The 25,007-nt window shown below is 47.5% G+C and carries 29 protein-coding genes and 1 tRNA gene; 7 read left to right on the top strand and 23 right to left on the bottom strand.

Annotated elements, in window-relative coordinates; genetic code table 11:
- Positions 1 to 426 precede the first annotated feature (426 nt).
- Positions 427 to 1,110 carry a glutathione S-transferase family protein gene (locus ACJJIB_RS08635; protein ID WP_444888577.1) on the top strand — a complete coding sequence of 228 codons (684 nt, stop codon included), beginning with the start codon at positions 427 to 429 and terminating at the stop codon, positions 1,108 to 1,110.
- Positions 1,111 to 1,324: 214 nt separating this feature from the next.
- On the top strand, positions 1,325 to 2,059 hold the full coding sequence (locus ACJJIB_RS08630) for a 4'-phosphopantetheinyl transferase family protein (RefSeq protein ID WP_444888576.1): 735 nt from the start codon (positions 1,325 to 1,327) through the stop codon (positions 2,057 to 2,059).
- Between the two features lie 43 nt (positions 2,060 to 2,102).
- Here ACJJIB_RS08630 and ACJJIB_RS08625 read toward each other — a convergent pair whose 3' ends face one another.
- The 3 genes from ACJJIB_RS08625 to ACJJIB_RS08615 are packed head-to-tail and all read right to left on the bottom strand — an operon-like array spanning position 2,103 to position 4,080.
- Complete coding sequence (locus tag ACJJIB_RS08625; protein WP_444888575.1) at positions 2,103 to 2,621, bottom strand: MaoC family dehydratase; 519 nt, start codon at positions 2,619 to 2,621, stop codon at positions 2,103 to 2,105.
- 25 nt (positions 2,622 to 2,646) lie between these two features.
- Positions 2,647 to 3,174 (bottom strand): MaoC family dehydratase, encoded by a 528-nt coding sequence (locus ACJJIB_RS08620; RefSeq protein WP_252085324.1) that lies wholly within the window; start codon positions 3,172 to 3,174, stop codon positions 2,647 to 2,649.
- A 45-nt stretch (positions 3,175 to 3,219) separates the two neighbouring features.
- Positions 3,220 to 4,080, bottom strand: a complete 861-nt coding sequence (locus ACJJIB_RS08615; protein ID WP_444888574.1) for an HpcH/HpaI aldolase/citrate lyase family protein — start codon at positions 4,078 to 4,080, stop codon at positions 3,220 to 3,222.
- A gap of 185 nt (positions 4,081 to 4,265) precedes the next feature.
- Between ACJJIB_RS08615 and ACJJIB_RS08610 the strand changes: the two genes are divergently transcribed.
- Positions 4,266 to 5,477: a CaiB/BaiF CoA transferase family protein gene (locus ACJJIB_RS08610; protein WP_444888573.1), complete on the top strand. Its 1,212-nt coding sequence runs from the start codon at positions 4,266 to 4,268 to the stop codon at positions 5,475 to 5,477.
- A gap of 56 nt (positions 5,478 to 5,533) precedes the next feature.
- On the opposite strand, the gene ACJJIB_RS08605 is transcribed toward ACJJIB_RS08610, so the two are convergent.
- From ACJJIB_RS08605 to ccmA, 8 genes are all read right to left on the bottom strand, one after another.
- Positions 5,534 to 6,127, bottom strand: coding sequence for an IMPACT family protein (locus tag ACJJIB_RS08605; RefSeq protein ID WP_444888572.1), 594 nt, complete (start codon positions 6,125 to 6,127; stop codon positions 5,534 to 5,536).
- Positions 6,090 to 6,674: a DsbE family thiol:disulfide interchange protein gene (locus tag ACJJIB_RS08600; RefSeq protein ID WP_444885463.1), complete on the bottom strand. Its 585-nt coding sequence runs from the start codon at positions 6,672 to 6,674 to the stop codon at positions 6,090 to 6,092. Before ACJJIB_RS08600 ends, ACJJIB_RS08605 begins: the two co-directional genes overlap by 38 nt.
- A gap of 17 nt (positions 6,675 to 6,691) precedes the next feature.
- The gene (locus tag ACJJIB_RS08595) at positions 6,692 to 8,677 is read right to left on the bottom strand and encodes a heme lyase CcmF/NrfE family subunit (RefSeq protein ID WP_444888571.1); all 1,986 of its coding nucleotides are present in this window, start codon (positions 8,675 to 8,677) and stop codon (positions 6,692 to 6,694) included.
- Entirely contained in the window at positions 8,674 to 9,123 is a 450-nt protein-coding gene (ccmE, locus tag ACJJIB_RS08590; RefSeq protein ID WP_252085318.1) for a cytochrome c maturation protein CcmE, read from the bottom strand. Before ccmE ends, ACJJIB_RS08595 begins: the two co-directional genes overlap by 4 nt.
- Before the next feature lie 82 nt (positions 9,124 to 9,205).
- Positions 9,206 to 9,430, bottom strand: coding sequence for a heme exporter protein CcmD (gene ccmD, locus ACJJIB_RS08585; RefSeq protein WP_444888570.1), 225 nt, complete (start codon positions 9,428 to 9,430; stop codon positions 9,206 to 9,208).
- Between the two features lies 1 nt (position 9,431).
- The gene (locus ACJJIB_RS08580) at positions 9,432 to 10,175 is read right to left on the bottom strand and encodes a heme ABC transporter permease (protein ID WP_444885919.1); all 744 of its coding nucleotides are present in this window, start codon (positions 10,173 to 10,175) and stop codon (positions 9,432 to 9,434) included.
- A 13-nt stretch (positions 10,176 to 10,188) separates the two neighbouring features.
- Positions 10,189 to 10,902, bottom strand: a complete 714-nt coding sequence (gene ccmB, locus ACJJIB_RS08575) for a heme exporter protein CcmB (protein ID WP_444888569.1) — start codon at positions 10,900 to 10,902, stop codon at positions 10,189 to 10,191.
- A complete protein-coding gene (ccmA, locus tag ACJJIB_RS08570) occupies positions 10,889 to 11,563 on the bottom strand; it encodes a cytochrome c biogenesis heme-transporting ATPase CcmA (protein ID WP_444888568.1) in 675 nt (224 codons plus the stop codon). The genes ccmB and ccmA overlap by 14 nt, the downstream gene beginning before the upstream one ends.
- A 313-nt stretch (positions 11,564 to 11,876) precedes the next feature.
- Here ccmA and ACJJIB_RS08565 point away from each other — a divergent pair, with 313 nt between their 5' ends.
- The gene (locus tag ACJJIB_RS08565; protein WP_444885468.1) at positions 11,877 to 12,584 is read left to right on the top strand and encodes a 2OG-Fe(II) oxygenase; all 708 of its coding nucleotides are present in this window, start codon (positions 11,877 to 11,879) and stop codon (positions 12,582 to 12,584) included.
- Positions 12,585 to 12,974: 390 nt separating this feature from the next.
- On the opposite strand, the gene ACJJIB_RS08560 is transcribed toward ACJJIB_RS08565, so the two are convergent.
- A complete protein-coding gene (locus ACJJIB_RS08560) occupies positions 12,975 to 13,157 on the bottom strand; it encodes a PA3496 family putative envelope integrity protein (RefSeq protein ID WP_252085312.1) in 183 nt (60 codons plus the stop codon).
- Positions 13,158 to 13,589: 432 nt separating this feature from the next.
- On the opposite strand from ACJJIB_RS08560, the gene ACJJIB_RS08555 reads away from it, so the two are divergent.
- A tRNA-Arg gene (locus ACJJIB_RS08555) sits at positions 13,590 to 13,665 on the top strand.
- Positions 13,666 to 14,004: 339 nt separating this feature from the next.
- Here ACJJIB_RS08555 and hdeA read toward each other — a convergent pair.
- The 4 genes from hdeA to ACJJIB_RS08535 all read right to left on the bottom strand — a co-directional run bounded on the left by hdeA (position 14,005) and on the right by ACJJIB_RS08535 (position 18,476).
- The gene (gene hdeA, locus ACJJIB_RS08550; protein WP_444885469.1) at positions 14,005 to 14,487 is read right to left on the bottom strand and encodes an acid-activated periplasmic chaperone HdeA; all 483 of its coding nucleotides are present in this window, start codon (positions 14,485 to 14,487) and stop codon (positions 14,005 to 14,007) included.
- A gap of 289 nt (positions 14,488 to 14,776) precedes the next feature.
- A complete protein-coding gene (locus tag ACJJIB_RS08545; RefSeq protein WP_444888567.1) occupies positions 14,777 to 15,448 on the bottom strand; it encodes a hypothetical protein in 672 nt (223 codons plus the stop codon).
- Between the two features lie 465 nt (positions 15,449 to 15,913).
- The gene (locus tag ACJJIB_RS08540; protein WP_444888566.1) at positions 15,914 to 16,348 is read right to left on the bottom strand and encodes an HNH endonuclease; all 435 of its coding nucleotides are present in this window, start codon (positions 16,346 to 16,348) and stop codon (positions 15,914 to 15,916) included.
- A gap of 163 nt (positions 16,349 to 16,511) precedes the next feature.
- Entirely contained in the window at positions 16,512 to 18,476 is a 1,965-nt protein-coding gene (locus tag ACJJIB_RS08535) for an aconitate hydratase (protein WP_444888565.1), read from the bottom strand.
- A gap of 839 nt (positions 18,477 to 19,315) precedes the next feature.
- Here ACJJIB_RS08535 and ACJJIB_RS08530 point away from each other — a divergent pair.
- On the top strand, positions 19,316 to 19,555 hold the full coding sequence (locus ACJJIB_RS08530; protein ID WP_444888564.1) for a hypothetical protein: 240 nt from the start codon (positions 19,316 to 19,318) through the stop codon (positions 19,553 to 19,555).
- 372 nt (positions 19,556 to 19,927) lie between these two features.
- On the opposite strand, the gene ACJJIB_RS08525 is transcribed toward ACJJIB_RS08530, so the two are convergent.
- Entirely contained in the window at positions 19,928 to 20,152 is a 225-nt protein-coding gene (locus ACJJIB_RS08525) for a hypothetical protein (protein ID WP_444888563.1), read from the bottom strand.
- Between the two features lie 425 nt (positions 20,153 to 20,577).
- On the opposite strand from ACJJIB_RS08525, the gene ACJJIB_RS08520 reads away from it, so the two are divergent.
- Entirely contained in the window at positions 20,578 to 21,258 is a 681-nt protein-coding gene (locus tag ACJJIB_RS08520; RefSeq protein ID WP_444888562.1) for a hypothetical protein, read from the top strand.
- Between the two features lie 144 nt (positions 21,259 to 21,402).
- On the opposite strand, the gene ACJJIB_RS08515 is transcribed toward ACJJIB_RS08520, so the two are convergent.
- From ACJJIB_RS08515 to ACJJIB_RS08490, 6 genes are all read right to left on the bottom strand, one after another.
- Entirely contained in the window at positions 21,403 to 21,771 is a 369-nt protein-coding gene (locus ACJJIB_RS08515) for a 3TM-type holin (protein WP_444888561.1), read from the bottom strand.
- A gap of 48 nt (positions 21,772 to 21,819) precedes the next feature.
- Entirely contained in the window at positions 21,820 to 22,056 is a 237-nt protein-coding gene (locus ACJJIB_RS08510; protein ID WP_444888560.1) for a D-Ala-D-Ala carboxypeptidase family metallohydrolase, read from the bottom strand.
- Positions 22,057 to 22,334: 278 nt separating this feature from the next.
- On the bottom strand, positions 22,335 to 22,709 hold the full coding sequence (locus ACJJIB_RS08505; protein ID WP_444888559.1) for an acyl-CoA thioesterase: 375 nt from the start codon (positions 22,707 to 22,709) through the stop codon (positions 22,335 to 22,337).
- Between the two features lie 116 nt (positions 22,710 to 22,825).
- Positions 22,826 to 23,095: a hypothetical protein gene (locus ACJJIB_RS08500; RefSeq protein WP_444888558.1), complete on the bottom strand. Its 270-nt coding sequence runs from the start codon at positions 23,093 to 23,095 to the stop codon at positions 22,826 to 22,828.
- 141 nt (positions 23,096 to 23,236) lie between these two features.
- A complete protein-coding gene (locus ACJJIB_RS08495; RefSeq protein WP_444888557.1) occupies positions 23,237 to 23,674 on the bottom strand; it encodes a metallophosphoesterase in 438 nt (145 codons plus the stop codon).
- A gap of 140 nt (positions 23,675 to 23,814) precedes the next feature.
- Positions 23,815 to 24,957: an aromatic ring-hydroxylating oxygenase subunit alpha gene (locus tag ACJJIB_RS08490; protein ID WP_444885480.1), complete on the bottom strand. Its 1,143-nt coding sequence runs from the start codon at positions 24,955 to 24,957 to the stop codon at positions 23,815 to 23,817.
- Between the last annotated feature and the right edge of the window lie 50 nt (positions 24,958 to 25,007).

Raw genomic sequence — 25,007 nt, 5'->3', positions numbered from 1 at the left:
CTGACTGGCTGAAACCCCGAAGGCTCTGCGAAAGTGGTGACGAAGAGTGGTGCAACTTTCAAAACCGACCAGCTGGGCTGATAACTCACCGACTCCAGCGCCTTTCTATGTAGGACACCCCAATTCAACCTGTGCAACCTCACTGTGTGCCAATATGTCTACGTGTAAAGTCTCCCCCTTTCCTGTCATGCTGGTCTCCACTCCTAATAACCAAATTCCTTGCACGTTCCGACTAAACCACAAAGAAAACGTCATTGGCGCAAAGTTAGCGCTAATTGGCCTTCAGGCCAATCGCAGCGGATAGCAATTATGAGGATACTATTCCTCAGGCAGTGATATTGATCAGATATCGTCCGGCGATGATGGAAGCCAAAAACCGCTGTCCAACCATGTCTCCAACACCAAAACTACATATAGAGGAAGCTTATGTATCAATTGTTTATTGGAAATAAAAACTACTCCTCCTGGTCTCTTAGACCTTGGTTGTTGATGCACCATTTGGAGATACCTTTTAATGAAAAGCTGGTTACCTTTGAGGAAGGCGGCAGTTGGGAAAAATTTCACGGCTTCTCTCCAACCGGACAAGTGCCCTGTCTGAAAACAGAAGACGTGACGATTTGGGATTCCCTAGCGATTACTGAGTACATTGCCGAAGACTTCCCGCAGGTCTGGCCGAGTGAGCGAGTAACTCGTGCCTGGTCACGCAGCGCTTCCGCAGAAATGCATTCTGGTTTTTCTGCGCTGAGAAATATCTGCCCAATGAACTGCGGCCTAAGCGTTGAGCTGCATGAAATTTCAGAGCCCCTGCAAAAAGATATCAAGCGGATTGATGAGTTATGGAATGAAGGTATCCAGAGATTCGGCGGACCATTTTTGGCTGGCGAGGAATTTACCGCTGTCGACGCCTTCTTTGCTCCAGTAACAATTAGGGCCAAAAACTATCATTTACCTGTTAGCAAAACCGCGAAGCAGTATATTGAGCTGATTCACAATCTTCCTTCAATGCAAAAGTGGATAGCGGATGCGATTCAAGAACCCTGGAGGGAGACCGCTCATGAGGAGGAGGCTCGGAGTTTTGGAACGATTGTGGCAGATTTACGCCAAAAATAGCCCTTACTGGCTTTTTTAATTAGATGCATCCGGCTCCCATAAAAATTACTGATTTTTAGTTCTGGAGCATAGTCATTCATACAACATGCCCCGGTGCAGCCAAGTACAGCTGCATCGGCAACTGCTCTATGGCAGAATGTCTTACAAAAATTTACTTTGTAAAACTCACTCTACAAGCAGGTAGAGGCAGCAGCCACAAGCACCAATAGCCGTAATGTTACACACCAAGCAAGAAGCACCTTTAAACTATAAATTTGGATTTATTACAGATGCTTCACCTATTAAGCCCCTGAATTTTTCAGGCCTAGTACTAGAATGCCAATTCGATCAGGACAATTATCAGGATGATTTGTTTTCAAAGCTGGGTATCCAATTTCCATCTGAAATCACCCACGCTTATAAAAAACGCAAAGCCGAATTCCTTGCGGGCAGGTATTGTGCGCACCTTGCACTAAGTTATTTTGGGCTTATGAACACACCTATACCCATTGGCCCCAACCGAAGCCCTCTATGGCCCGCAGATATCTCAGGCTCTATCACCCATGCGGATAACCTTGCCATATGTGCCGTAAATAATAAGCCACAGGCCCTAGGCATTGATTATGAGCCGACAATCGCTATAAACACTGCGAATGAAATAAAAAGCCATATAATCAACCGAGCAGAGGAAGTTCTCCTTAGTGAAAGCGGGTTACCCTTCCGACAATGGATGACCATTGCCTTTTCTACTAAAGAGAGCTTATTTAAGGCACTCTACCCTACTGTTAAGCAATACTTCGATTTTCTCGATGCCGAAATAGTGCATATTGACTGTAAAAACCACAAATTAATATTAACTATCAAGCGCGATCTGTGTACCGCTGTCAGTAAAGGGCAGCTGTTTTCAGGAACCTATAGGTCCCACAGGGAGGGCATTATTACACTGGTTGAACATCAGGAATTCTTGTAGGCGCTCTTGAACAAGAATCTGGAGCATCTCGATTGTATCGAAGTTAATATCCAGCCCTTTCATAGGGCCCAAGATTGCGTCGATAGATCAATAGCTTACGCTCAAAAGAACATACGCAGGCACCATGTTGGTTGAGAGCACGGGAACTAACATGCAGTAAACCTTGATCGGGACGTGATTTGGATTTTCGCTTACCCAATACTTCCGACTCCAAATATAAAGTATCTCCAGCATAAACCGCATCCACTTTGCAATTTATCATGCTCAAGTTGGCAACCACTTTACCAAATGTCCGGGTTGTCAAAGCCATTGCACTCAAAACAAAGGTCTCAGGCACTCTAACTCTGTCACCATAAACTCTACGAGCGTAGCGTTGGTCAGAATATCCAGGGCTCAAATCAAAAGAGTGGCGCGCATAGCGTAAGCAGCTAGCCTCAGAGAAAGTATGGCCTGGCCGGTGCTCGAATACCTGCCCTTCTTCGAAATCTTCAAAGTCAACGCCACAGGTTTCGATATAGGTATTTGGCTCAATCTCCCTGAGAAAATGCAACGAATCCTTCACAACTCTCTCCCAAGCAAAATAGTAATCAATAATTTTTTGCGGAAAATGGCAGATGTTCTCGCTTATAAAGCAGCATGGTACAACGTATCTCACAAGTTTTTTGTTGTTTTTGATTGGAGCCGCTCAGTAAAATCTCAATCAGGCCAGACTCCGAATCTTTCAGATTGGCACCGACAAACAGCACTTCACTCTCGGCATATAAAGTATCACCTCCAAATACTGGAGCCAGCATATCAATACTACCCCACTCAACAATTCTCTTGCGTCGGTAGTAAGTTTTCCAAATCATACCCATTAAGCGCTGAACGATCAGAGTAGTATTAATGAGAGGTCTTTTAAATTCGGTGTGTTCGGCATAGTACTCATCAAAATGAATCATCGCCTGGTTAAAAGTATTCACACATTCTTCGACATTATCTTGCTGACTGATCGTCACCCCCGGTCGGTGACGAAAAACCTGCCCCACCTTAAAATCCTCGAAATCCAAACCATAACGCTCCCGGTAGCGATTATTACCAAGAAAAATATACGCGGGGAAACGATATCGATCCATAAGAGCCCTCTGTTTTAGGCATTAATACCGGTAGTCTTGCTTGAATTACTGTCTATCTACCAAGGTAACCAATTTTCTCGCCCGTTCTACCACTGGTAGATCCACCATGCGCCCATCAACCACCACTACACCACTGGGGTTCTCTTTAAACGCCTGCACGATTTTTCGCGCTCTTTGCACAGTTTCTTCTGTGGGAGAAAGCCCTTGGTGAACAGGGTCGATTTGCCTTGGATGCAAAACTATTTTTCCTCGAAAACCTAATGCGGCTACATTTTGGGTTTCCTGTAACAAACCCTCAAGATCCTCTAGATCCAGATATGGGCCATCCACAGCATCTATATTCGCGTATGCCGCAGCCTGTAGAATACGCCCCCTAGCATAACGTAAAGATTCCCAGCTTATATCTGCCCCTACTTCTGCGCAAAAGTCTGCAAAACCAAAACCAATGGCCAGTACATTATCGGAACTGGCAATATCCAAACTGTTCTGCAGGCCTTTTGCCGATTCAACCAGCGGCAAAAGCCCGATTGATTGCTCAACTGGCGCCAACAAGTCATTAAACCAGGTGATTTCTTCGGCAGATTCCACTTTGGGGAGAATTACAATATCTGGTTTTGGCCCCTGCCCCAACAGTAACAAAACATCCCTTAACCCCGCCTCTGATGACAATTGATTGATACGCAGCGCTCTCAAGGACGATTGAGTGTCTGGCGGTGGAAAAAATTCTGCTACATTCTGTCGCGCCGCATTTTTAAACTTTGGGGCGACGGCGTCCTCTAAATCTACACAGGCTATATCTGCGCCACTCGTGAAGGCTTTTTGATATCTATCCGGTCGGCTGGCAGGCACAAATAAAATGCTGCGACAAAGAAAGCTCTTCTTTAAATGCATGGCAGTAGTATTCACTTATTGGACCCATTCCCCGACCGTTCTTGTACCCATGCATAGTAGCAGCCGACCTCCGCCTTAAAATAAAAGGTACATTAGATTTAGCAATAACCTTGCCTATGCAAAGAACCTTCCCGCTATACACTTTTTATCTAACCTAAACTTGCACTCATCAATATAGAAATCATCGGGAATGTCACTCTATGCTCCCCCTGAAAGGCGTACGCGTAGTTGCTGTAGAGCAATATGGTGCCGGTCCTTTTGGCACACTCTATTTGGCCAATTTAGGTGCGGAAATCATCAAGGTGGAAGATGTCTCTCAGGGTGGTGATGTAGGCCGAACAGTTGGCCCTTACTTTGTAAAAGGCGAAGAGGAGGAGGAAAACAAGGATAACACCAGCTTATTTTTCCAAGGGTTTAACCACAATAAAAAAAGCCTGTCACTCAACCTCAAAACCGAGGAGGGACAGCAGATACTGCAAAAACTTATTGCCACTGCCGATGGAGTTAGCTGTAACCTTCGCGGCGATGTCCCAGAAAAGCTAGGCATCACCTACAAAGCCTTAAGAAAAATTAATCCACGAATTGTGTGTGCCCACCTTACGGCCTATGGCAGGAGTGGAAGCAGAGCAACCTGGCCCGGTTATGATTACCCCATGCAAGCAGAGGCGGGATATTTCAAATTAACAGGAGAACCCGACAGCCCCCCTACACGCTGTGGGCTCTCTTTGGTGGACTTATCTACGGGAGTGGCTATGGCTCTAGCCCTGGTATCCGGCATCCTCAGCGCCCGGGAAACGGGTCGCGGCCGCGATATAGATGTCAGTTTATTTGATAACGCGCTGTATAACCTCTGTTACGTCGCCATGTGGCAATTAAATGCCGGTCACAATCAACAGAGACCGCCTCGCTCTGCACACTTTTCCCTAACCCCCTGCCAGCTATACACCACCAAAGATGACTGGATTTACTTGATGTGCAATAAGGAAAAATTCTGGGTTGAGCTATGCAATGCCGTAGGGCACTCAGGGCTGTGCCAAGACCCAAGATTTGTTGACTTTAAAGCGCGCTTAAAACACCGCGACAGCCTAACGACAGAGCTGGACAAAATTTTCTCAAAAAAAACTACAACAGAGTGGCTCAAGATACTAACCGGGCGGGTACCTGCAGCTCCTATTTATGATGTAGAGCAAGCCCTGAATAATCCTTTTGTTGCGGAAACCGGCAGAATTCGCTCCATGACTAGCGATGCGGGCAACGAGATCAAAATCCTGGCGCCATCAATACACTGTGGAGATGAAACGGTAGAATTCCGGCGAGCTCCACATTTGGGGGAAGATAATGAGTCTATCTTACAAGAATTGGGTTACTCAGCCGAAGAGATCGGAAAATTCGCCAAACAAGGTATCATCTAGCCCAAATAGCTCAGCTTCTACGGGATTATTTAAACACCTCGAGCAAGCTGGAAAAATTAGTCCTGAAACTCAAATGCCTCCGCTAGCAGCAGCTCTCGTAGGGACTGCCATTGATCTTGCGGTAAAGAAATAGACACTGTTACCTTGCTAGCATAATCCGCCTGGCCGCAACTGCCTTGATGACGGGCCACCAGAAAACGCAAGCGAGATTCCTGGGCAAAATCACAGCATACAGAAGCCTGCTGTAACGGCACAAAGCTCTCCAAAGGCATAGCCTGTAAAGCAGCACCCACCGATCCCCGATAGGCACGCATCAGGCCGCCAACCCCTAATTTGGTTCCACCAAAATAGCGGGTCACTACAGCGCCCACATTGCCAACACCCTGCTTGAGGAGCAGCTCCAGCATTGGGCGCCCTGCACTTCCGCCGGGCTCACCATCATCATCGGATTGCATCATAGTGGGGTTGGCGGGATTGCCGATAATCAACGCCGTGCAGTGATGACTGGCATCCGGGTACTGCTGGCGAATTTGTTTGAGTTGATGCTGAAAGGCCGTTTTATCTGTTACTGGTCCCAACCAACAGATAAAACGGCTTTTCTTCTCTTCAGTCTCACTGACAACGGGAGATGAGGGAATCTGATAGGTCACCGGCAAATGCGTCCCAGTGCTGGCTTTTTAGTTTTTCGTAAAGTGGCTGTAGCTTAGTTTGCCACACCTTATCGTCCACGATGCCAACGTGTTTACAACGGATAGTGCCCTCGGCATCCACCAGGAAGGTTTCTGGAGCACCAAAGACGCCCAGGTCCAGGGCCAGTCGCCCGTCCCTGTCGGCAACGCTAAAGAGATAGGGGTTGTGAAATTTATCCAGCCATTTTATGGCCGCTGAATCATCATCCTTGAGGTTAACACCAATAATAGGTACGCCCTGCTCTGCAAGGGCGTTGAGGTAGGGGTGCTCAACACGGCAGGCCACACACCAGGTGGCCCAAACATTGAGAAGGTGCGGCCCCTTGGGCAGGTCGCCTTTTTGCATGACTTGCTTGTTATCAGCAACCTTTTCCAGGGAAAACTCTGGCACTGGCTTATTCAGCAGCGCCGAAGGCATTTCCTGGGGATTCAAAAACAAACCACGCCAAAACAAAAGCGCCAGGGCCACAAAAATTATCAGGGGTAAAAAGAGTTTTAATCTCGACATTTAATTCTTCCCGAAACTTAGGCCGCCGCCAAATTACCGCTGAGAGATGCCTCGCGCGCCGCCTTAGCTTTGCGGTAACGCTTATCCGCCACGGCAATGCCACCACCAATAGCCATTAGCAAGGCACCCAACCAAATCCACACCACAAAGGCCTTGTACTGCAGGCGCACGGCCCAATCCCCACTGGGATTACTGCGGTCCAATGGCTCGCCGAGGGCAACGTAAATATCACGGAATAAGCCAGTATCAATTGCCGCTTCGGTCATCGTGTTGCCGCCAGAGAAATAATTGCGCTTCTGCGGGTATAACTCTGCAACCGGTTTGCCATTCTTGCTAACGTGGATCACGCCCTCGAAAGCACGGTAATTTGGGCCTTGTGCCAGGCGTACTCCACCGAAATCAAAGTCGTAGCCAGCCACCTGATGGCTATCGCCAGCACCCATACGCAAATCTTCTTCCACGCTGTATACGGTCGTTAACACTACCCCCAGCACTGCCACCGCCAAGCCTACATGGGCAAGATGCATCCCGTAGTAACTGGCGCGCTGACGCTTAAGGCCGGCGACAAAAGATTTGGCATTGCGGGTTTTGGAAACGATATCTGCAAGACTCGCGCAAAATACCCAGGCACCAATAAAGAGGCCGAGTACCGCACCCCAGTGGTAATGGTCAAAGGCCAGAGGCCAAACCAGAGCCACCACCAGGGCTGCCAGGAATGGCAGGCGCCAGGCGCTGAAAAGCTTGTCCCAGCGGCTGTCTTTCCAGTTCGCACGCACCCCCATCCCCAGCAGCAGGCAAAGCACCACCATCAGGGGCACAAAGAACAGGTTGAAGAAGGGAGGACCAACACTGATTTTGCCCAGGTTCAAGGCATCTGCCACCAGCGGATATAAAGTGCCAGTCAGCACCACCGCCATAATCAAGATCAGCAGGATATTGTTACCGAGCAGGAAGGTCTCCAATGAGCGGAAGGAAAATACACTGCGAGCACTCACTGCTGGCGCGCGCAGCGCAAACAACAGCAGTGAGATCCCCACAACCACCGCCAGGAATCCGAGGATAAAGCTACCGCGCAACGGGTCAGTGGCGAAAGCATGCACAGAAGTAATCACCCCGGAGCGCACCAGGAAGGTACCCAGCAAGCTTAAACTGAATGCAAAAATTGCCAGCAGAATAGTCCAGCTTTTAAACAAGCCGCGCTTTTCCGTGACTGCCAATGAGTGCATTAGTGCGGTGCCCACCAACCAGGGCATCAGCGAGGCATTCTCCACGGGGTCCCAGAACCACCAACCGCCCCAGCCCAATTCGTAATAGGCCCACCAACTACCCAGAGCGATTCCAAGAGTGAGGAAAGCCCAAGCGACTACCGTCCAAGGTCTGGCCCAACGAGCCCAAACCGCATCCAAATGCCCGCCCAAGAGCGCAGCAATGGCGAAAGCGAAGGCGACAGAGAATCCCACGTAGCCCATATACAATAGAGGCGGATGGAAAATCATCCCTGGATCCTGCAGCAGCGGATTCAGGTCGGAGCCCTCCATCGGCGGGAATGGCAAAGTGCGATCGAAGGGATTAGACGTCAATATAATAAAGAGGAAAAAGCCGATCAGTACCACACCCAGCACTGAGAGCACTCGCGCTAACAGCTCCGGCGGCAACTGGCGGCCAAATAGCGCCACAGCCGCAGCCCAGCCTGCCTGGATCAACAGCCACAGCAGAATAGAGCCCTCGTGACCACCCCATACCGCGGTGACCTTATAGTAAATCGGGAGAATACTGTTGGAGTTCTGCGCTACATAGTTAACGGTGAAGTCGCTCTGGATAAAAGCGACCGTCAGGCAGACATAAGCGATAAAAACAAACGCAAAGACGCCCAGGGCCAGTGGCCTGGCGGCTTCCATCCACAGGGGACGCGCACTATAACTGCCAGCTATTGGCAATATCGAAAGCGCAAGAGACAGCAGCAAGCCGACTACTAGCGCAAAATGGCCCAGTTCAGGGATCATATTTTCGCTCCATCGGTGCAGCCTTCGTGGGAAACCATGCTTTCCGCAACTTCAGGAGGCGTGTAGTTTTCATCGTGCTTGGCTAATACCTGATCGGCACGCAAGACGCCACTGGGCATCAGCTGCCCGCTAATCACTGCAGCTTCACCTTCTGCAAATAGGTCCGGCAGAATCTTATCAAACACGACCGCCAATTCCGCCTCACCATCGGTAATAACAAATTGAACATCCAGGCTGTCTTCCGCGCGTTGAACACTGCCCGGTACGACACAACCACCGGCGCGGATGCGCTTCTCAAAAGGCACCTCACCTGCGGCAAATGCGCTGGGAGCATAGAAATAATCCATATTTTCTCGCATCGCATAGGTGACAAAACCTACGGCGGCACTGGAAAGCGCGACCAGAACAAGTACCAGGATCAGACGTTGCTTGCGTACGGGATGCATTGTTTAGGTGAACTCCATAAGTTTTTGATCTTATCTGCCCGGCCGCAGTAGCCACCGGGCGAAAAACCCTATCGATTACCAGCTAGGCTGGCTCTTCCATATCTGCCTGCTGCGCCCTAGCCTTGCGCCGGCGCTGCGCAATGCGCTGCTGATTAAGCAACTCCCGCTGTAAACGCCGCCGCGCCAACTGCGGGTAGAGGGCTAAGGCTGCGAGGGCCGCAAAAGTAACAGCAAAGGAAATCCACACATAAATGCCGTGGCCATCCATCGCCAGAAAGTCTGCAAAATTGGCAAATTGAAACTGCACTTTACTTCTCCCCAGCTAATTCCTGCTGTACCCATTGGGTTTTCATCTCGCGGCGTAGGATCAACGCGCGAGTATGCATAAGCAGGGTCCAGGCATAGGTACAATAGAAACCGATAATCATTACCAGCAGCGGGTAAAACATACTGGGATCGATACTGCTGGATTCTGTCAGGCGGATAGTTGCCGGCTGATGGAGGGTGAACCACCAGTCTACCGATTTGTAAATAATTGGGATATTCACCGTCCCGACCAGGGCTAATAGCGCACTGGCCTTGTCCGCCACCTGCTCGCGACTAACCGCTTGGGACAGCGCCATCACACCGATATAAAGAAACAGCAGGATCAACATCGAGGTAATCCTGGCATCCCAAACCCAGTAGGTGCCCCAGGTGGGCTTTCCCCAGACCGCGCCAGTAAAAAGGGATATAAAGGTGAGTACCGCGCCAATTGGAGCCGCTGCGCGCATCACCGCAAAGGAGAGTTTCATCTTCCAGATAAGGCCTATGGCGCCGCTGATCGCCATAATGTAATAGCCCGCCAGGGCCAGGAAGGCCGCCGGCACATGGATAAAGATAATACGGTAGCTATTGCCCTGCTTGGCATCCTCAGGGGCAAACCCCAGGCCCCATACCGAACCCGTCACCAACAAAACAACGCTGGCCAATGCCAGCCAGGGCAACCACCCAGTGGTTTTTTGATAGAACCAACGCGGTGAACCCAAACGGTGAAACCATTGCCAAGCCAAGAAGACCTCCGAATCAATTATCCAGGCTGATACGTATTGCTCCCGCTGCCGCCAGTGGTGCCAGGGCTGCGGCAGCAGCCAACAGTGCGGCCAGAATCGCCAGCTGCGCGCTGTAGGCATAGCCATCTATTGCCGCCTGCACCGCGCCGGTGCCGAAGATTAGCACGGGCACATAGAGTGGCATAACAATTAACGCCAGCAACAACCCGGGGCGGCGCAGAGCCACAGTGAGCGCCGCACCTATAGCGCCGATCAGACTGAGGCTCGCGGTCCCCAAAAACAGCGACACAAACAAACACAAATACCCTTCAGAGGGCAAATTCAACATCAACGCCAGGAGCGGAGATAAAAATGCCAGTGGCAGGCCCGTTGCGACCCAGTGCACCAGGGATTTAGCCAATACGGCAAAATACAGGGGCTGAGGCAACAGTGCTAACTGCTCCAAAGTGCCATCTTCAAAGTCCCCACGGAACAAACTCTCTTGAGAGAGCATGGTGGCAAGCAGCGCCATCACCCAAATCATTCCCGGCGCCATTTTCGCCAACAGTTCGGGCTCTGGTCCCACTCCCAATGGTAAGAGAGCGAGAACCGTTACAAAAAATAATAGTGGGTTGGCAATATCTGCTCGCTTGCGCAGTGCCAGGAGCATTTCAATTTTAAAGAGCGCCACAAAACCTGGGGTAGCGCGTGCTCCAACAGACTGTTGTTGGACATCAGTTAAAGACATGCTCTCCCCCCATTTCGTTAAAAGATTCCTCAACTGCATAATCAGACAAATCGACAAAGTCCAAGCCAGGCAGGTTGAGAGGCTGGTGGGAGGTCAGAAGGAGAGAGCCGCCACATGCAAGATGGTCAGCCATTTGTTTTTCCAATGCCGCAACACCAGCGACATCCAGAGCGGTCAGAGGCTCATCAAGAATCCACAGGCAGGGCGACAGGGGAAGAAAGAGTCGCGCCAGCGCCACTCGGCGGTTCTGGCCCGCCGATAAGCTGCTGCAAAGAGCACCCTCAAAGCCGAATAGATCAACCCTGTCCAGAGCCTCCATCGCCGAAGTCTCTGTAGCCCCATACCAAGTAAGGTTTTCCAGAGGAGTAAGACCTCCCCGAACCCCACCGCGGTGGCCGATATACAAAAGGGACTCACGCATAGCGCGCAGTCCTTTGGGAAAGGGGCTATTGCGCCAGAGAATCTCCCCATTGAAATCACTGGTGCTGCCGATCAAGGTACGTAACAGTGTGGTCTTACCGGCACCATTACTTCCCTTGATCTGGATTGCCCCGCCGGCATCCAGCGAGAAATCAAGACCCTCAAACAAGCGCCGGCCATCTCGCTCACAGGCGAGATCGCGCACTTGCAATACAGCTGGGGACTTGGGGGTCACAGACATTGCTTGGATAAAACCGCTCTGACGAAAATCTGAACGGCATTATACCGGCACTTGTGCTAATTGCATGATATTCAACACCCCTGACCTCATTAACTTGATCTCAAACAAGAATCTTTAGGAATTCAGCGGGTTTTTATACGCCAGTATTGGCCCCGCATCCAAGCTCTGATATTTTCCTGAGGGTTGTGAGTTGGTACCCAGTACCACCCTCATAGGGATTCGAGGGAGACTCAGCAGTCAACATCAACAGAAACTTTTGATGTAACCCGGTGCTGAATAGAGGCACCGGACCAGCCTGTAAGGACGCACAATAATGACTAGCCTTGCTGTGGATACCCGTCGCTGGCTCGATACCAGCGCCATAAGCGGTGACGATATCCTTCTCAATCGCCAACCCTTCCCATTTTTTGTTGCCCGTGATGTTTTAACCAAGGAGATGATGCCCTCCTTCCTGAAGGACTTTCCACACCTAAAGGGGGCCGGTTACCTCCCCTACGAGAAGCATGAATGTGGAGATTCCATCAATACCCTGATTGAGGAATTTACCCATCCAGAATTCGCCGATACGATCGGGAATAATCTAGGAATAGAAAAACTCTCCCAGTATCCAACCTATGTATCTATCAGCCGCACCCTGAAAAAGCGTCACGGCAGAATTCACACCGATGGCAAATCGAAAATTGCCACAGCCTTACTCTACCTCAATCCTGAGTGGACGCTGGATGGCAACGGCTGCTTACGCTTTCTAAAGCGCATTGACGACTTCGAAGATACCGTCGCCCCAGAAGTTCCCCCTTCTTACGGAACACTTGCTGCTTTTAAGCGCGCCGAGAATTCCTTCCATGGCCACCTCCCCTTTGAGGGACAGCGCCTGGTTATTCAAGTTGCCTGGCTGGTAAGCGCTGCCGATAAAGAACGCAAAGCCAAGCGAGGAAAGTTTTCTTACAAACTCAAGCAGCTGATGGGCTGGTTTGGCGGCAAGAAAAAAGAAGACAAGGAAGATACGGTTACACAAATGTAAATTGTTCTGACCATTCATGTTTCACAGAGGGTTCTGGCCTATGGCCGGCACCCCCTTCCTACCCAATCCAAAAATTAATTCCCATTTTAGAAATCAGGACCAGAGATGGTTTAAAAGTACCAAAAACCCTCAGCGTAAAGCTCAATGACAGGTTGTTGGCCGCTTGATTTTTATCAATTGAAATAGACGAAAGATAATAGGCGAGATACTTATTACGTAGATCTAGCTGGCTTCGATTAGCTGGTACTAATGCAAACCAAGCATTAACAAGGAAGAGTACAAAGGCGAAAAATTTAATTGTGCGGTGAACCCTGTTAACGCTCTTATATCTCCTACATCAACCCGGCAGACACCGCACTATCCTAAGACTATTGGTTAATTATTTTTTAACTAGGCATCAAAGTCGTAATCCATTAATTCCCGACTTAAGCGTCTTTCCTCCAGTTTATCCTCAACCATGCGACGAGCATCCCGTGGCGGCTGAGATGTAGCTTGCCTTAGTACTTCATTTGCAATTTGTGGAATATCCACATCATCAAAAACCATGTGCTTTTCGTTTACGTTAACACCCATACGAAACTCCATAATCTTGATCCGTGAAAGCAGAAACATCCTTATCGCACTTTACGGTGCATTGGCAGATTAGCGATGCCAAACAATCCTGGTCAAGCAGAAATTTACAAGACAACTATGACAGGTTTACTTCAGAATATTTTAAAATTCCGTCATGCAAAATCATCCGCGAATTAACCCATTAAATGTTACAAAGCTAACAAGATAAGTTGAGAAAATTACCAAGAATTGCCGAAAGTGAAAGAGAAGAGATACGGCGGGAAGTGCAGTAACCCTGTCGCTATCATGTTACTTCAAGTGACAAGGTTCAAATTTTTAGCGGTTTCTGGAAAAGTAAGGGGACACTCTCAGATAGACATAGAAGATAAACACGACATGACATTTGTCCTCGTAGCAGATAGAATGGCCGCCCTTCGCAACCAACTGCGATCTGCCCCCGTCGGTTAACAGGATAAACCACGGACCTCCTAAGTCCGGACTGGTGGTTCGAGTCCACCCGGGGGCGCCATTAATCACTCCCCCGCAACGCATCAGCTTTACTTCAGCACTTCTGTCAGCTTATGAAACCAGTGCTTTAGCTGAATGCATAAAAAGCGCCAGAAAAAGCCCCGCCAGAAGAAGGCCACCCCAAAACATCCTAGCAGAGCGGTTTATATTCCTGCCTCGCTTCGCCTCTTCCCTCGCCGTCTTCGTCATAACTCAACTCCCTTTGTTACGCACTATCGGGCAACAATAGCAGCTCCTCCTTAAAACAGCACGCTTCTTAGAGGCCTCCCCAAGCCCCTCTCCCAAACAAGCAGAGCCCGGGCTGAGCCGGGCTTGTATCACCTTAGTTAGCTGATAGGCGCTACTGTTTCTGCTTTTGCTTCTGCATATTATTGTTACCGCTGCCATCATTAGTGCCATTGGGGGTTGTGCCTGGATTCGTAGTGCCATTCGGGCTGGTACCTGTATTATTAGTACCGCTACCACCCTGCATATTCATCATCTTATTATCAGACTTGTCCTTGCCGTGATGACGCCCCATTTTATGCCATTCATCCTTAAACTTGGCCCAAAAAGACTCCTTCGGCGCCTTGGTACAAGCCGTAATAATCATCGGTGTCACCTTTTCAGTGCCATCGATATCCAACATGTCACCCTCTTCCTTACCACGCTTTGAGTAAGCTGAAGCCCAGTACACCGCCTTTGGCTTAAATTCATCGTCAATAGCCAGGAAGTCGGCACAGGTCCAGTCCTTTGCTGGCTTCTTGGGGTGTTTGTCTGCCAGGGCAGCAGAAGCAGCAAGACTGGCAATTACCAAGGGAAGGATGTAATGCGTGCTTTTCACAATAAAATCTCCAAGGTTTTCAGGGGCATTACCCCGTGAATTGACAGCAGGTAATATGCAATCCGCTCGCTTCCCAGGAGCAGACCAAGCCGACACCGACTGGTCACTTTGGGCTGTGCGCAATATAGCGAGTTACTACCTTACAGGCCTCACTCCAGCTCCATGACAGCGGAAACACTAGCCAAGGCACCTCGTGAAAGACTACCTGACCCAATGAAAGGATAGACGCTTTTTTCATTTTTTGGCGTGCCATTCAAAAAACCGTCGGAAAATTCTCTTGATCTCTCAGCTACCTATTAACTATCTCTGCTCCCTCCCAATCATTTCCCTCTTGCTCTTTCCCAAGTAGGGAAATTCCAATCCAGATAAACCAGACGATCTGACTTACGCCAAATATTTCCTTAAAAATTTCCTCTGGATAAATAGTGGCAACACCTGCAGTACCAACGAGCAGGCCAACTAGATTCAGGTATCTTGAAAACACTCCCGCTCGCAAAGCGACTGAACTTATTATGAGTACCCAGAGGCCACCCACCAACTCATTGCCACCCCCCAGGCTTTCAACCATCAGGTAAATCACACCCCAAGCTTCAAAGGCCTTATCCGGACTGAGCTCCATCAATCCAATGGCATAGGCAAGCCCAATATTGGCAATCATACCGCTAGCAATCACCAATCCCACCCAGATTGCCCCAAACAGCGACGCCAAAATGGTGGGTCCAGCATTTTTATTTTTTAACTCTTCATATAAACCTACTACCAAACACCCCAACAAAACAGCAAAGACTAAATACATCAATGTGTATACAATATTAAAAAGTAATTGGCTTTCCTGCAAAAACCTCATCTTTTCAGCAGGGCTTCCGGCGGACGGGAAAGCCCAAAATAAACCAAAAAATATAAAAGCAGCGATATAGATTAGCCCCATACCTATGGCCGAAACTCCTGCAATTCTATTCATGCCCCCTCCTCTAACTAAAAACTGATTTAAGGAATTACTTTACCAATTTATGATGCCTAACGGACCAAGAATATCTTCAATTATGCAGCCTTCAATAACCACTACCACAATCCCCAACGCACTAGAAGTTCAAGTAATCGCAGAATCTAGCCTTTTAGCCAAAGGTAGAAGGTGTCCCTTATCACTAGGCTGACATTAATGTCAGAATTCTTGGAGAACCACAAAGGGGCTTTTATTGATAGCCGTAATATCACTCGGATACAGCAACCAGCTACTAGCAAAAAAATAGCCAACCGAGAGAGTAAATGGGATATTGGAAATTTAAAAATAAGAGAGGGATTCTATAGCAAAACAAGCAACCTTGAAGCAATATAATTTGATTGCAAATTATCACACGCAACATAAGAAATTATTTCATAGCAAGCCAGCAAAAAGTGGCTTGCTATGAAGGGTACCTCTCAATTTTTACTGAGCGAGCCTGTACTTTCTAGCAATAGCCCTGAACTGCTGCATATAAATGGTTCGAGCGGGCTGATAAGGAGGTAACCACTCATCAGGCCCTCGGCCATTCCGGATCAGGCCATGCCCTTTGCCAACCAACCAGGTGATGGCCGGGTCTTCAGCAAAGACCCTACGTTGATTACTACTCCAGCCCCTACCGCCATGACGAAGAGCCCACGACTCAGGAACAACTGGCTCAACATCCAGATCGGAAGCCTGTTGGATAAACTTGCCGCTATAGGGATCCATCCACAAACCAGAGACCACCTTGCAGCCATCTCCTCCGCCCAGCCTGACTGGAGCCAGGGAAAGGCGGACTAACAACTTATGCCGATTGCTTTCACAATCCCCTGAGGCCTCCCCTTCTTTAGGCCCCACCAAATCGGATGGCGATTGCAATGTACCCTCATTGCAACCAACAATTACAAATATCAATACCATGCATATAAGACGTAAAAACATCAAAAAAAACCCGAAAAAGCAACAACGCTTCTAAACGTTTATTCTAATATGTATACAAGTTTCTGATAAGCCAACCCTCCAACAAAGCCTAAAGTTGCAGTTAAAATATTCCACCACCCTCCATTACCCCACCCAAAACACCCTTGATGTAGTTAATCCTTCCACCAAACTTAATTACCTCAACTTCCCTCTCAGATAAGTCATTCCTTAACCATATCGTTTTATTCCGGCTAAGGTTCTTAAGCTCCAAATACGTATTGTCACCAGTGAGACTCGCAAGATCAAAAAACTGAAGCCTATCCCCCTCACCAAAAAACTGATAGTCACTCTCATTCCCCATGGTCAATATCAATACTCCGTGATCAATAAGGTTTTTCCTATAGGGCAAAGTAACACTTTTAGCGATAACGCAACGAACACCTAAATAGCGCAAAGTAATTGCCGCATGTTCTCGTCCAGACCCATACCCCAAATTGTGCCCCGCTACAAGAAATAGATCCTCTTCAATTTCTCTCGCTCGCTCATAAAAGGAATTATCAATTCTGGAAAAGGTGTGGCGACTCAATTCTGGGATATTTGACCACATTGGCAATACCTCAGCACCAGCGGGAATAATGTCATCCGTAGTGACATTATCCTCTACTTTCAAAATAACCGGCCCATCAATCACGCTAAGCATCTTCTCCATAACTGGCAGCTTTTTAATGTTGGGCCCTTTTTTTAACTCCACTTTTACAGGAATTTCTTGCGGGGCCCCCATCAGCGGTCGCATATCCAATAATATTTCCGGCTCTTCATAAACGGGATATTCCATATCCATTTCTCTTGGGTCTGTAATTTTCCCAGTGAGCGCACTTACAGTAGCGGTTTCTGGGCTGCACAAATAAACCTGGTCCTCTTTGGTTCCTGAGCGGCCAGGGAAGTTGCGCGGTACCGTTCTGAGGCTATTATGACCACTCGCTGGGGCCTGCCCCATCCCAATACAACCGCCACAACCGGTATCATGTAAGCTAGCACCCGCCCCTATTAACCTCTCGAGATCACCGCTCTGGATCAGGCCATGTAACACTTGGCGCGAGGAGGGGTTTATATCGAAAGACATATTATCTGGCACATGACGACCACTCACTATTAATGCCGGTATAGAGAAGTCACGTAATCCGGGGTTTGCAGAAGACCCAATATAGCTCTGGGAGACTGGTCTGCCGCTAACTTCTTTAACTTTCACCACCTTATCTGGTCGCGAAGGGCAAGCAATCATTGGCTCGAGCTCGGACAGATCAATAAAGGCCTCTTCATCATAAGTAGCACCTTCATCAGCGCTCAGCTCCGTAAAATCTTCCTCTCTAGACTGCTGGCGAAGAAAAAACCTAACCTGATCATCAGCCGGGAAAACACTGGTTATAGCCCCCATCTCATGCCCCATATTGGCAATAACATGCCGATCCATAGCAGTTAGGTTTTTTAATCCGGGTCCGTGATATTCAACAATCTTATTCCAACAGCCACTAGCGGTGTATCTACGTAAAAGCTCCAAAATAATATCTTTTGCACTTACCCATGACTGCAGATTACCCTCCAAATACACCCCTAAAACTTTCGGCATGACCAAGGTGAGTGGACACCCTATCATCGCCAAAGCAATCTCAATTCCCCCTGCGCCCATTGCCAGCATGGAAAGTGAACCTGCAGCACAGGTATGACTATCAGCTCCAAGCATTGTTTTGCCAGGAATTCCAAAACAAGACATATGTACAGGGTGACTAATTCCGTTTCCGGGGCGCGAATACCAAAGTCCAAATTTTCGACAGGCGCTCTCCAGGAAAACATGATCATCCCCATTTCTGTGGTCTGCCTTTAGAAGGTTATGATCTACATACTGCGCACAAAGCTCAGCTTTTACAGATCTAGCCCCCAGAGCCTCAAGCTCTAGCATGACCAATGTACCCGTGGCATCCTCACTGAGGACCTGATCAATTTTGAGCTGCAAAACCTCCCCTGGAACCATTTTTCCACTAATCAAATGACTCTCAATCAACTTTTCAGCAAGATTTAACCTGCTCAAATCACTACCCGCTTCCGAGAAGACTAATTGGAAATAACAAAAGTACTCTAATTAGATATTAATCTGCTTGAATAGAAATTAGCAGTTCTGGATAAAATTAAGTAAAAGGCGAGCCTCTAATGATATTTAAAAGATAAGTCATATGAAATTTTTTAAATTCAAATTACAAATATAACAACCCATTCAGCGGCTATTATCTAGAACCAGAATCCAATAAACGGGCATTACAAGCACAAAATAATTTACAGATTCACCCAATCAAAACAATCAGTATTCATCAACGAAATCAGAAATAGAAAACCATTGCAATACCGTACTTAAATATTTAAAACCATAAACTTATAAAAAAAATCTCAACAAACCTCCACTTCCTAACTTAAGAAAAAGATCATTATTCTATTTAACCTTAAGAAGAAGGCTTATAAAGAACCAAACCCCAAGAAGAACAAGCGTTCAACTACTGGCCAACAATCAGTTTGAAAGAGCCTGAAAATCAATGTCATAAAAAAACTTTATATAGGCTTACCAGCCGGCCAGTAAAGGGCAAAAAGAAAGTATCCAACACAATCTCGGCATCCAAATCAAGAGCCAAGTGCAACCCCTACATCCTCATCGAACATACAACCACTATTGCATACTTAGTCATACACAAGACATTCCTCTAACAGAAGTAGATTGCCGTTTATCCAGCCACGTAATGGTATCTGGATACACTTCTGCTACTATTGGCTGGAATAGTACAAAACTATCATTTGATGATCATAAGAAACTTCTTTACCCTAGATTTCCACACACATTTAACCAGTGTCTCAATTTTTAACTTAACGAGGATTTTTATATTGAAATATTTGCAGCTTACTAGCTTTACTCTGATGCTACTTTTAATGGGATGTTCATCAGAAAATTCTGGAGATCCTAGCCCTGGTGTAGGCTCAGATAAGGATAAGCATGGATGTATAGCTTCAGCTGGCTACCTTTGGTGCGCAAAAACAAACGCGTGTGAACGCCCATGGGAGCTGGCAGAAAAAGCTGGTTTTCCAAACACCTCAGATGATTTTGAAGAGTATTGTGGTAAGTAAGAGTGACCGTAAAATATGCGCTGACCCTCAATGCCACGCCAAGACTTATTTCTTTAATCCCTCAAGCTACCAACCAAGACAAATACCTCTACTGAGGTAAGCAGGTGAGGTAACAAACCTGCTGTAGCCTCTACATCTATTGGGAGTTTCACACTCACAGGAATCGGCTTGTACTATTTGCCAGCCTGCCCATTCTGGAACTGAGCCACCCAATGAATGATTGTGAGGCCAGACTAAACAAGCTGTAGCGTCTGGAGGGTAGCACTCTGTATATTCCTGAATGATAGAATTGCCGTTGTACTGCATGTTCTTTACGGTCTCATAGCTATAGTTCGAAAGAGGCTCTCCGCTAAGTTGGCATCAGCTAAATTCTTACCCTTTTTTTGACTCAAAAAGTTCGGGATGCTTATTCTTCCAATTGTTGATTGTTTGCTGTGTTGCCTCAAAGAATTCGCCTAGCTCTTTGTCAGCCAAAACCAACTCACTGAGCTTTGTGGCCTGCTCAATCAACCGCTCCAGCTTGCTATCAATGCGCTGGAGCCTGGTTTGAATGTCGCCCTTAAACTCGACTATGTGTTTTTGCCCCAGAACGTGCATAGCTGATTCATGCTGAATTGCCTGGGTGTTGGCGGTTATCCCTTTCTCAACATCAGAACCCTATATGAAAAAACCAGCCACCAATAAGATAATGCTGGCAATTTGGGTAATAGATATGCTTTTGCTAAGATGCCAACATTCTGCTGCTTGGGTCATAGGCTTTATCAAGCAGAATTAATTTTCTACGAAATTTGATTGATAGAAGGTATGCTTTGAGAGCAAAAGAGGCTTCGATTACAGGTCTTTGGTACCCATATTTCGACAGCCCTCGCTTTAAAAAAAGTCCAAAATCTAAAAATTCATGTCCAAAACTTAAAACCAGCCAAGCGATATCCAAGTAGATTGTTCATGTTAGAGCAAGGTTATTTAGTTAGTATAAAAGTCTACTCATGCCACCTAGTGGTGCTTTTACAAGGAGAGTCACTATGCCATTCGCTGAACCATGGAGAAGATACTGTTCTGGAGACTTTTTTTATGGGTTTTCGGGAAGTAGAGCGAGGCTAATTCAACAGCTAACGCAAAGAACCATGCAGGATTTTGCCAGCAAAAACACGGTCGCATGGCTTGATCAATTACTAACCGGCACTGCTGTACACGATTGTAATTACTTAAATGAAGACTTTAATAATTTCTGTCGTAGTAAAGAGAAATATAAATGTGTTGTATCAGATGATTCCAGTACAGAGCCACCCCAAACAGGGGAGGAATCTGAAGACAACAAAAGGTTCAGAAGAAAGAGTAAAGCTGGAATCGAGTTCTTAGTAAAACACCATCACTTCATACATTTTGCAATAGACTATGATATGGATTGGAATGCCGTAATTACCAAACCAGGACAAGGTGAAGGTTTAGTAGAAGCAAAATTTCCATTTGAAAGAAAAACAATGTATCAGTATGACTTCGGTAATGGTTTAAAAAACCGTGTAATTACATATGCAGAAATTAGATTTATCTATAGAAACAGGAATGACACAGATTTCATGAAACGAATACAGTTTTGGTATCAAGATGCCGCTAACTCCGATAGCGCGTTCAGTCCTGAAGCCCCTCCTTGGGAAAGATACCCTGAAATCTGGGAAAACTATAAACCAAAAAGTGAAGCTTGATTAACTGACAACCCTTAAAAATTACTATCTATAGTTTGTCCGTCTGAACACCATGCGTTTTATCATATGAACGCATGGCACCCATTCCGAGCATGGCCGCTATCATCGAGAACGGCGCACCAGTTTCTAGCACTAGCGGTGGAGTCACCCCTGTAAGTATTGAACCCTTAGCACTGTAGTGGGCCCAGACCCAACACAGCAATGGATATAAAACAAACTGATAAGCGAAAGCCAAACCCCAACCCATCCAATCCAGAGACGCCAGCCAGCGACAAATATGCTTTTATGCTGAGCTTCGGCTTTGTTGACCTCCAGCTGTCCGAGAAACAATTGAATTTGAGTATTTAGCTCTACCAAGCTGCCCCTTTGCTTGAGTTCCTCCAGCTTCTGTACTTCCCCAGCACATTTAACCGGGTCAGGCCAACTGCGCTCAATAGCCATTGTGCCTGCATCAAAAATTGCTGTTAGTGGATCGTAACTCCACTCTGTAAGGCTGGTGCGCTCGCCTGGCATAGATTCAAGGTCATCCAGGTGAAGGAATCGCCCTTTGAATACCCCCTTCTACTTTAACCCTATACCTGTGAAGTCTTCCTGTTGGGCTATTTGGATTAACCAGCAGGCTCTTCCTAAAGCCACCTGCACATCGACAGCCTGCCCGGCAGCATGAGTCATGGTGGCATTAACACGGGCGTTGTGTGCGGGGCAGCAGCAACCGGAATTAATGACTATTGGCTTGCCATGGCACTCCCTGACTTTAATCAGGCGATTGAGCGTTTCATCTTGAAATGGTTTTGCCACAACAACAACAGGCGAACTCCGGCTCTGTGAAGTAGTTTTTTGGGGACATTGGCAGCCTCAAATTTTAGGCATAAAAAAACCGGCTGGGGGGCCGGCTTAAGAAAGGATGAACGGTCGCTGCATGAAAACCAGAGCAGCTATGGGTATAGTAACCCCCGCCAACATACACTGTCAATATATACAGCTGTATATATACACAGCCATATGCACTGACTTAATTTTCAACTCGCCAAACTGGAACAAAAAACCCCGCATTCAGGGAATTTCTGGACATTTAGCTAAGGAATTTCGTACTTATCCCAGTATGGGGCTTCTATATAGTTCTGACAAAGGGAGTGAGCGGTAAAAGCCAGTACCCCACCCTCTAAAAACGCCTCCAGCTGGAAACTAAAAGAGTGATTACCAATATCTGAAACAGAAACCTGGATGTCTAGCTCCTGATCCCAGGTCACGGGGGTCAGAAACTCCAGATTGAATGCTCTCACTGGCGTCATAAAACCCAGCTGTTTCATTTTAGAAATAGCTGGCCCTTCAAGGAGTACTGCCATAGCATCATGAGTTGCCTCCAGAGCAAAGTCGGAATATCTTGGGGTATATACAATACCTGCGGGATCGCAATCGCCGAACAACACCTTGCGTTTAACGGTAATCATTTAACCAGTCCTTTAATTCTTATGCAGCGCAACGATTGTATGGCAAGGCATCGACTCTATTCCCGCCAAATAAGATAACTAAATCCATCAGGCTTTAGGCGGTATTTAATCGATATTTAACCACTAGTTATCGACAAAAGAGTCACTTCCGGTGGAACCAGGAATCGCACGGGAAAAATACTCGTCCCTACTCCTGGGCTTACATACAGATTTTTACCATCTTCATCGATGTGACCAATCGCATATCGCTGCCCGTAATGAGAGGGAACTATCGGGCGCCCAATAAATGGCAGGTAAACCTGTCCTCCGTGGGTATGCCCAGCAATAGTCAGTGAGATATGCTTCGGTAATTCGGGAAATATATCGGGATTGTGCGTGAAAGCCAAAATGCTCTCAGAACTATCAATGCCATCCATCGCTTGTGCAATATCATGCGGCCCCTCCCAAAAATCACTGATCCCCACCAGGCGTAATTTACAAGCGCCACTATTCAGCTTTGCTGATCGGTCTTCGAGTACCGTAATCCCTCAATCAGCGAATGCCTTCTCTACCCGCTTGGCATCAAGCCACCAGTCGTGATTTCCCAACACTGCGAAAACGCCCATGGGCGCTTTCAACTCCTCCAGTATCTCGGCAACCTCTTCGGGAGAAACAAAAGAGCCACCTGCAACACCTTGAATAACAAAATCACCTGGTAACAAAATCAAATCAGGCAAACTCGCATTTACTTCATCAACTAACCACCGAAGGCTATCGGTCCCTTTATACGGGGGAAGGTTTCGGGAGCCCACATGTAAATCTGCAAGGATGGCCACCTTCTTGTTATTACAGGCTTCTGGCCAGGAGCCGATCGTTATCGCCTGCTCTCGGATTCTGAAACTATTTGGCTCCGCAAAGAAAGCCCATATAGCGATGATTAGTCCAATAATAAAAAGTATCGCGGAAATGATACGACGTTTTCTCAAGAAATATACTCACTCAATTACCCAAACCTGGAACACTTCAGGCTACAGTACAGTATCAACTATTTAGGGATACTCTGAAAAACCAGCCTTTATGGCTGTAAAACCAGACAATACACTCTCTGAAACGCTATATGGCCCTACTATTTCTCCGTTAACAGATCGTCAATAAAATCATTCATCCGTTTTAGGGCCCATTCGTTCCTGCCGTAATTGATACGCTCCAGCGCACCGTTATTCATGGAGCATTGAACACCCTCTCCTAGCTCAAAGTCCTCATTCAACACCGCTACAGTAATATCATGGTTACGCTGCCAATGATCCCGCATGGTATCCCGCAACTCAGTCGGAACCAGTGTGGTAATAGCGATGGCCGTTTTATCAACGGCCAGGGGCCTGAACTGCACCCAGTCAATATGCTGATGCTGAATCAGCAAGGCCGAGGTAGGAAACAATGAATACAGAGTATGACTGCATTCTCGCAGGGATTGTTGTTCGACAGGTTTCTCCACCACCGTAGCTAAAGCCTTGGTCGGCATTACCACCCGTAGATGAGGCCCCAGGACATCGATGACCGCAGTGTTGTTATAAAAATAAGGGCCAATACTCTCGCGGTGGGCATAGGAAAAATGGTAGGTTTCAATACCGCCTTCTGCCACTATTTTCCAGTTCGTGTTCCAAACCTTGCGATGTTGCGCAAACACAGAGAGCTGATCTAGCTGCAAGGCCGCTAGCGGCTGCGACACACCCTCCAGAGCTTCATCCAAGTCTGGAGCCGAAGCCCCATCAGGGCAAAGCCAAATGAACCCATGCTTTTCTTTAACAGGCAGTTCAAGCAGGCCATTGTCTGACTTATCAAGATCAGGAAAGCACTGCTGCTTACCAGGAACCGAGGCCAACCCGCCATCTGTAGTATATGACCAGGCATGATAGGGACAATTAATGCGTTTTGCCTGCCGGCTTTCTCCCTCCGCTAGTAGTGTGGCACCGCGATGACGACAGCTGTTGTGGAAGGCATGCCATTGGCCTGAAGCATCGCGACTGACAATCAAAGAGCCGAGTGGCGTCTCGACCGCTTTGAGGCTATTCGCTTCAATCAGTTCAGAAGTATGCACCAGAGGCCATGGCCAACGACGGTGAATCTGCGCCATCTCAAGTTCGAACACCTCTTTACTGCGGTATCGCCGTGTATCAGCGCTGGCCGTCTCATCCGCCAGGGTTGTCGTTTTATCTTGTATCAGTCCCCAGCATTGCTGGATAAGATCGAGCTCTGTTTGTCTGTCCATAATCTCCATCCCTTGCGTTATGGCAATCAAAACCTACCAACCGGTAAGTT

It is taken from the genome of Microbulbifer mixtoriginis (SeqCode), assembly GCF_052467705.1.
Note: the sequence above shows the minus strand (reverse complement) of the source record. Positions and strands in the feature narration are given on the sequence as shown.

Coding starts and splice junctions, on each gene's coding strand:
- ACJJIB_RS08525 (WP_444888563.1), bottom strand. CDS start 20,152: ATGCACGTTCTGGGGCAAAAACACATAGTCGAGTTTAAGGGCGACATT.
- ACJJIB_RS08545 (WP_444888567.1), bottom strand. CDS start 15,448: ATGAATAGAATTGCAGGAGTTTCGGCCATAGGTATGGGGCTAATCTAT.
- ACJJIB_RS08630 (WP_444888576.1), top strand. CDS start 1,325: ATGTTACACACCAAGCAAGAAGCACCTTTAAACTATAAATTTGGATTT.
- ACJJIB_RS08610 (WP_444888573.1), top strand. CDS start 4,266: ATGCTCCCCCTGAAAGGCGTACGCGTAGTTGCTGTAGAGCAATATGGT.
- ACJJIB_RS08520 (WP_444888562.1), top strand. CDS start 20,578: ATGCCATTCGCTGAACCATGGAGAAGATACTGTTCTGGAGACTTTTTT.
- ACJJIB_RS08490 (WP_444885480.1), bottom strand. CDS start 24,957: ATGGACAGACAAACAGAGCTCGATCTTATCCAGCAATGCTGGGGACTG.
- ACJJIB_RS08515 (WP_444888561.1), bottom strand. CDS start 21,771: ATGCCAGGCGAGCGCACCAGCCTTACAGAGTGGAGTTACGATCCACTA.
- ACJJIB_RS08620 (WP_252085324.1), bottom strand. CDS start 3,174: ATGGATCGATATCGTTTCCCCGCGTATATTTTTCTTGGTAATAATCGC.
- ACJJIB_RS08600 (WP_444885463.1), bottom strand. CDS start 6,674: ATGTCGAGATTAAAACTCTTTTTACCCCTGATAATTTTTGTGGCCCTG.
- ACJJIB_RS08565 (WP_444885468.1), top strand. CDS start 11,877: ATGACTAGCCTTGCTGTGGATACCCGTCGCTGGCTCGATACCAGCGCC.
- ACJJIB_RS08505 (WP_444888559.1), bottom strand. CDS start 22,709: ATGATTACCGTTAAACGCAAGGTGTTGTTCGGCGATTGCGATCCCGCA.
- ACJJIB_RS08635 (WP_444888577.1), top strand. CDS start 427: ATGTATCAATTGTTTATTGGAAATAAAAACTACTCCTCCTGGTCTCTT.
- ccmB (WP_444888569.1), bottom strand. CDS start 10,902: ATGTCTTTAACTGATGTCCAACAACAGTCTGTTGGAGCACGCGCTACC.
- ACJJIB_RS08560 (WP_252085312.1), bottom strand. CDS start 13,157: ATGGGTGTTAACGTAAACGAAAAGCACATGGTTTTTGATGATGTGGAT.
- ccmE (WP_252085318.1), bottom strand. CDS start 9,123: ATGCATCCCGTACGCAAGCAACGTCTGATCCTGGTACTTGTTCTGGTC.
- ccmA (WP_444888568.1), bottom strand. CDS start 11,563: ATGTCTGTGACCCCCAAGTCCCCAGCTGTATTGCAAGTGCGCGATCTC.
- ACJJIB_RS08595 (WP_444888571.1), bottom strand. CDS start 8,677: ATGATCCCTGAACTGGGCCATTTTGCGCTAGTAGTCGGCTTGCTGCTG.